Origin of the sequence: Psychromonas sp. (genome assembly GCF_047632995.1) — a bacterium.
In the GTDB taxonomy this organism is placed as follows: Bacteria; Pseudomonadota; Gammaproteobacteria; order Enterobacterales; family Psychromonadaceae; genus Psychromonas.
In genome coordinates, this window is record NZ_JBLIEK010000156.1 from 1 (window position 1) to 6,528 (window position 6,528).

The window sequence follows — 6,528 nt, forward strand, 5'->3', positions numbered from 1 at the left end:
AGGCAAATGACGATGCTATTTGTTTACTTGGCCCGTCAACTAACAATATAAAGTATTTTAATAAAGATAAATGTATCGACTTTGATAAAAACAAATACAATGTATTATTGATTATTGATTATTGATTATTGATGGCCATGCAGCACATTGGGATAGCGCTTTACAGTCATAAAAAGCCGGCAATCAAATTCGCAGTCAAGTCACAGCGTCTGGCTGTCGCCCGTTAATCAGTTACCGCGGTCAAAAACGACGTACTGATTTAATGAAATTTGGTTTTGAGCAACTTATGACCAAAAAGAAATTCGACTGAATCATCATAGCTGGTAGATGGAAAGAACATGAACACAAAGCTCTTTTTAAAACCGTCGACTATGTTAAAAACTATGTAAGCGAGATTTTCGTGATTGGCCGTACCTTAGAATACCGAAAAGATTTACCCAGAATTTTAGCGATAACTGACATTCAAGATATTCAAAACGCTACTCAGTCCTAAAAAAAATGGACAATGAATTTAAAAAATCAGTAAAGTTACTGGAGTAACATATGTATCATTAATTGATTTAATTTGCCCGGCAGGTTCTGAAAGGTGCTTAGTATTAACCACGCAAGAGATGCCGATTACGTTTGATTATGGACATTTTACCCATGAAGGCGCGGTCGAAGTAGCCAATCGGCTTAATACAGAATTTAAATATAAATTAATTGGCAATATTGAAAGCCATTAAACTAAAAGTAGCTTAGCGTTTATATTAAAGTCTGTTAAAAAAGTACCTAAAAAGAAATAGGTAAAATATGTTATTACCTAACTTTTTAAATTTATATATTATTTTAAATCATAGATATAACGGATAGTTTGATGGAATTAAATTACAAAACAAGCTGGAATAAAAAATTAAATTATCTTAAAAGCCTGCATAGCAATATTGCACTACTTTGTGAAAATAAAAAGGTCGCATTTTTGGATATACCTCCCCACTTTAATGTCGGAGATCATCTTATATATGCAGGTACAGAAGCCTTTATTAAAGAACATAATATCAATGTTCAGTACAGGGCTTTAGATCGTACTGTGAATCTCGGCATTATAGAGAAATGTGAAGTAATCATGTTTTTAGGTGGCGGTAGTTTTGGAGATTTATACCCTCGACATCAACATTTACGAGAATCTTTAATTAAGAAGTTTCCAAATAAACGAATAATTATTCTACCCCAAACCATACACTTTTCTAATGATAGTGAAATGAAAAAGAGCAGTGATATTTTTTCTCACCACCCCGATTTACATATTTATTTAAGAGACCAAAAAAGCCTTGAAATCGCTAAGGTTTTTTCAAAGAACTCCTCTTTAATGCCAGATATGGCCCATAGCTTACATCCTTTAATTGACATTACTGAAGTAGAATCACTCAATATCGACACGCCTAAAATTATTAATTTAAGGCGTGTCGATATTGAAAAGGTATCAACGGAACTTCAGATTACAAAACGATCATTTGATTGGGAAAATATCCTAGAACCATGGGATTATACATATCGTAAATATATTACTAAACTAGAACATTTTAATTTTCTAACACCTCGATTAGTAAGGAGCTGGAAAATTCATTCCGATAGCTTAATATTCCGCTCGATTAACTTTTTTAATTTGCACAATACGGTTTATACGGATCGACTGCACGGTTTTATCTTGTCTTATTTATTAGGTAAGAACATCAAACTTTTAGATAACTCTTATGGAAAGAATTTAAACTATTTTAAACAGTGGATTAACGATACCGATCTTGTAGAAGTGATAGCTGAAAATAAAGACCTAAGTTAAAATAGTGAACCTTACAGTGCGTATTTTGGCATGTTACTGTCAGTACTGTGTGAACTACTAATTTAGTACTGGCTACAACAATTCAGACATTCAATTTAAACTATGTCCCAAAAAATATGGCAATAATATTCATTAAAAGTGTTACTTACTTATTTTCAATGTAAGCGACTCGCATAGGCCGACTTTTAGATATCAACCTAGTATCCCACAATAATATCTTTGATAATTAATCGAGGATATTATGCGACGACAACGCCAAACAAAAGATGAGTTGAAAAACACGGTTGCTGTCAGCAAGCCAGTGGTTTAAAAATGACTGAATACTCTGCGAAGTACAACATTCATCTTTAAACCTTTTATGCACGTAGAAGTGAAATAAATAAAAAGTCAGTTCAGACACCAGCCAGTTGAAGCCAAATGGCTTGCCGATGTTATGAAGGTATTAGCATTATGTTGACCATGTCAATATGCCTCAGGCGCAGACTCGCCTGAAGGAAAGCTAGCCGGTACAGATATCCCAAACATCGTGTTGTATGACTATAACGCCAGTTGAGCAGGTCAAGTCGCGATAGATTATCTTGGTGGATATGATGGATACATGCACGTGGATGGTTACGCCGGTTATCATAAAACACAAGCGACCTTAGTTGGCTGTTGGGCACACGCTAGACGGTATTTTACCGACGCGCAAAAAGCGATGGGCAAACATAAAAGTGGAAAAGTTGAATGGGCGCTAAACCATATTCAAAAGCTGTATCGTGTGGAAACGATAATCAAAGGCAAAACACCCGATGAGCGTTATCGCATCAGGCAAGAAAAGAGCTTGCCTCTACTTGCAGAGTTTAAAACATGGCTGATTAAATCTAAGGAGCAAGTCATTAGTCAAAACGACTTAAGCGCGGCCATCTAATATTGTTTAAATCAATGGGAGAAGCTTCAACGTTATACGCTTGATGGGCACTTAAGCATCGATAATAATCGCGCTGAGCGAGGGATAAAGCCGTTCGTGATGGGTAGAAGGATATGGATGTTCTCACAAACAGCAAATGGAGCAAAGGCTAGCAAGGTGTTGTATTCGATTGTTGAGGCGGTAAAAGCCAATAGCCTAACGCCTTATAACTAGATCACCTATCTGTTTGAGCAATTTAGTCAACCCGAGCAAGACCTCGAGCGACTGCTGCCACGGAATGTTAACTTAGGCTAGACGTCTTTTACGGGACAGTTACTCTTTAGCTAAAAATCAAGAGGCTTCTATTTAAGCGACCGGCAATTAGCACATTCCATTAGTTAATCTTGCAGAACAAAATACCGACTTTGATCATCACCGGAGTCGAATATGGCAAGGCGTAGTTCCAAAGAGTGGCAAACCATCATTGAACAACATGAAATCAGCGGCATGTCGGTTGCTGAATTCTGCAAACAACAAGGAGAAAGCATGTCACGTATTAACGAACTTATCGCACAAGTAAAATATCCTCAAATGGGAGCTGATCTAGAACGGGAGTTTAAGAAACTTCCCTAAGCATTTCAAACAACTACAATTTATGTCATTCACTTTGCACAAGCCATAGGATTATAGGGGTAAGAGCATTCCGAGTTGAATCGGCCAACTTGGTTTTATTATTCGCCGTTAATTTTATTGCTTAATTAGTGTTTAATCTTTCTTTCATAACTGTAATTTTCAGCGATTAGAATACTTATGTATGATTGTGTCACTTTAAAAATACTCACTAGAATGCTATTAAATGAGACATTTTTTATAAAGTTGCTTTGTATATCAATACCGCATTAGCGCTATAATTGAATCTATTGAAAGGGTTTTTGTAATCAAAATAAGTAATAGCCTTCGTGGAATTCATTTTTCTAGAGCAATACAAGTCAATACATGTAATTATCTTGTGAAAGCAATTGATGAAAGTAACCCACCACAATTCAATTTGCACTAATTATACTAGTTTTGAGATATTCAATATGATAAGACTTTTCAATCTTTCTTTGAAACAAGCGACTTTAGAATGCTTAGTCGACGATGAGCATCATAACTTTAAAGGGGAGCGATGTTTTTTTAGTACCCAAGACGAATTTGCGTTTATGATAAACGAAAGCTTTGATGCCTTCTTGCTGGCGTTAGTGCCACTTGCAATTCGAACTGGTCAGAACCTTTAGTTGATTCCTTTTTACTCGAAAACCTAAATGAATTAATTGAAATTTATTGTGTTTGGTATGGTTATGCGCGTATAAAAATCGACTTTTCAAAAGGAACTCATGGGCTCAGGCATATTTCTACGCAACATAAAACGATGAGTTTTTATTCTGGTGGTGTAGACTCCATCTTTAATATCGCAGGACGTCGAGCAGACAAATTGTCAGAAATCGACTATTTAGTTGCTGTTTGGGGTATGGATATAAAACTCGAAAATGAGGCGTTATGGAACACTACTAAAACTATGCTAATAGATGCCATACCCAATGAAAGTGCATCTACCTTCCTACCAGTAAAAACCAATTCAAGGGACTTTCAGCGCGATGTTCGTTGGACTGATATGGGCTTTGGCCCAATGTTGGGCGCAATAACTAACTTTCTGTCAAAAGGTGCTAGATTTTCAATAATAGGCAGCTATGGTTTATACGATGATCTTCAACCACATGCATCGGGCCCATTGGTTGACCGGCTTTATTCAAGCTCGCACATATCGGTCGTGCATTATAGTCCGCGGTTTAATCGTTTCAATAAGGTTAAATATATAAGTGAATATGCTCCAGAATATTTAAAAAACCTAAGAGTTTGCTGGTTAAATACGGGCAACAAATACAATTGCGGTGAATGTGAAAAATGCCTTCGCACTAAAATGGATATACATATATTGGGGTTGAACGATTCTGTCGTCAGCTTTGGTAAGTTTGATATGGAAAAGGATGCACGAAAAGTAATTGGCCAGATTCCGGGATCAAATAGTTATACTTTAGAATTCTGGAAAAACAGTCTAAGATTATGCAAAGAAAAAAGTATACGAAGAATTTTAGCTGTTGCCGTTTTAAGAGGCACATTAGCTAGACAATGGCATTTATGTAAACAATTGATAAAAGTGGTTGTTCGGCACAAATAACTGCTTGACTACTTCATACATAAGGGGGGTGGTCAGTGTTGATTGAGTTTATTCTTAGTCTGTATTTACGAATGACCCCCAAAGAATTTAGTTAAGGCTTCGCAAGGTATTGTCAACTTATGCAACTTAGCCGTGTAAATTCGCCCAAATACACATTAACCTAAATTTTGGACACAACTAATTGCTGTGGTTGAATTAGCCGGTCACTTCAATAAAGGATAATATCCAACTATTGAGGTGTAAAATGACAAAGCGTACTAAAAAAGTAAGCGTGTAATTACCCCCACATATCAATATTAATCGCGCTTCAACATAATTATCTCAGTAAATTAACATGTGGTAATTATTGATATTCAACAAAAAAAAACACTGGAAAAATGTTTTTGAGCGGCAACAATCTGCTGGTTTGAGCATTGTTCAATTTTGTCGCGATAACAAAATAAACATATCAACTTTCTACGCCTAGCGTTAGCGCCTTACTCGTCAAACAAAGAAAACCCAGCCTCAACAGGTCATCCCGTTCGTTATTAATGAGCAGTATGTTCTCACAAACAGCAAATGGAGCAAAGGCTAGCGCGGTGTTGTATTCGATTGTTGAAACGGCAAAAGCCAATGGCCTGTCGCCTTATAACTACATCACTGTTCTGCTTGAGCAATTTAGTCATCCCGAGCAGGACCTCGAGCGACTGCTGCTATGGCATGTTAACTTAGGCTAGACGTCTTTTACGAGACGGTTACTTTTCAAGAAACTAACTATATTTTCATATAGCACAGGGAATAGGATCCGAGTAAAAATTTTATAATTTATAAATGCCTTAGATTTGTTCAAAAGCTCCCATTTTCGATAGAACTTCATGTAGCCCTGATATATTTCTCTTTCGATTCTGAGTCCTCGTTGAAACAAATCATTATAATATTTTGAGAGTTCTTTCGAATTAATTGATTTTTTTGATAAATGCTCACTTAACACAAAAGCCGTTTCAAAATAACCAGTAGCATGTCTCATCGACAGGGTGCTCGTTGTTATTGAGTTTGGACGGATGCGACGTTGAAAAAAACGGTCCTTTAGAACTTGTATTTTTGATGAATTGACAAAAAGCATTGTCGTAAAGTAGTGGTCTTCATGTAGAATTCCACCTATAAAGCGTAAAGTAAAATGCGACTTTAAACGATACATATAGCAGCAAGATTGCACTACATATTTGCCGATACCTCTCGAATCTATAAACAAATTATGACCAATAGTATAAGATTGATGAGGTAAATTACGGGTATAATCAAGTCTAAGTAACATTTCATCTGGCATATCATCACAAAATGCTTTGGCATTAAACACCACTAAGTCGGCATTATTTTCTTCTAAGGCCTGAATGCATTTTTCTAATGTATTAGGCAAAATCCAATCATCGCTATCAAGAAAGTAAACAAATTCTCCTGTGGCTTTATCTAGCCCTGTATTTCGCGCAGCTGATAAACCTTGATTTTTTTGTTCTACAATACTTAATTTACCCGCAAAACGGTCTTGGTATTCCAATAGAATATTAAGAGAGTTATCCGTCGAACCATCATTGATAGCAATCAGTTCAAAGTTTTGAAAGCTCT

General features: G+C 36.2%; 6 protein-coding genes and 1 pseudogene. 6 read left to right on the forward strand and 1 reads right to left on the reverse strand.

Annotated elements, in window-relative coordinates; genetic code table 11:
- The first annotated feature begins 856 nt into the window (after positions 1-856).
- From ACJAT7_RS17015 to ACJAT7_RS17040, 6 genes and pseudogenes are all read left to right on the forward strand, one after another.
- On the forward strand, positions 857-1,819 hold the full coding sequence (locus tag ACJAT7_RS17015) for a polysaccharide pyruvyl transferase family protein (protein ID WP_415227996.1): 963 nt from the start codon (positions 857-859) through the stop codon (positions 1,817-1,819).
- A 568-nt stretch (positions 1,820-2,387) separates the two neighbouring features.
- Positions 2,388-2,942: pseudogene (tnpC, locus tag ACJAT7_RS17020) on the forward strand (IS66 family transposase).
- 213 nt (positions 2,943-3,155) lie between these two features.
- Positions 3,156-3,341 carry an IS66 family insertion sequence element accessory protein TnpA gene (tnpA, locus tag ACJAT7_RS17025; RefSeq protein WP_415227997.1) on the forward strand — a complete coding sequence of 62 codons (186 nt, stop codon included), beginning with the start codon at positions 3,156-3,158 and terminating at the stop codon, positions 3,339-3,341.
- An 841-nt stretch (positions 3,342-4,182) separates the two neighbouring features.
- Complete coding sequence (locus ACJAT7_RS17030; protein WP_415227998.1) at positions 4,183-4,926, forward strand: hypothetical protein; 744 nt, start codon at positions 4,183-4,185, stop codon at positions 4,924-4,926.
- Between the two features lie 346 nt (positions 4,927-5,272).
- A complete protein-coding gene (gene tnpA, locus ACJAT7_RS17035) occupies positions 5,273-5,392 on the forward strand; it encodes an IS66 family insertion sequence element accessory protein TnpA (RefSeq protein WP_415227999.1) in 120 nt (39 codons plus the stop codon).
- Positions 5,393-5,465: 73 nt separating this feature from the next.
- The gene (locus ACJAT7_RS17040; protein WP_415228000.1) at positions 5,466-5,642 is read left to right on the forward strand and encodes a transposase domain-containing protein; all 177 of its coding nucleotides are present in this window, start codon (positions 5,466-5,468) and stop codon (positions 5,640-5,642) included.
- On the opposite strand, the gene ACJAT7_RS17045 is transcribed toward ACJAT7_RS17040, so the two are convergent.
- On the reverse strand, positions 5,639-6,528 hold an 890-nt coding region (locus tag ACJAT7_RS17045), incomplete at its 5' end, for a glycosyltransferase family 2 protein (RefSeq protein WP_415228001.1). The genes ACJAT7_RS17040 and ACJAT7_RS17045 overlap by 4 nt on opposite strands.

Coding starts and splice junctions, on each gene's coding strand:
- tnpA (WP_415227997.1), top strand. CDS start 3,156: ATGGCAAGGCGTAGTTCCAAAGAGTGGCAAACCATCATTGAACAACAT.
- ACJAT7_RS17015 (WP_415227996.1), top strand. CDS start 857: ATGGAATTAAATTACAAAACAAGCTGGAATAAAAAATTAAATTATCTT.
- ACJAT7_RS17040 (WP_415228000.1), top strand. CDS start 5,466: ATGTTCTCACAAACAGCAAATGGAGCAAAGGCTAGCGCGGTGTTGTAT.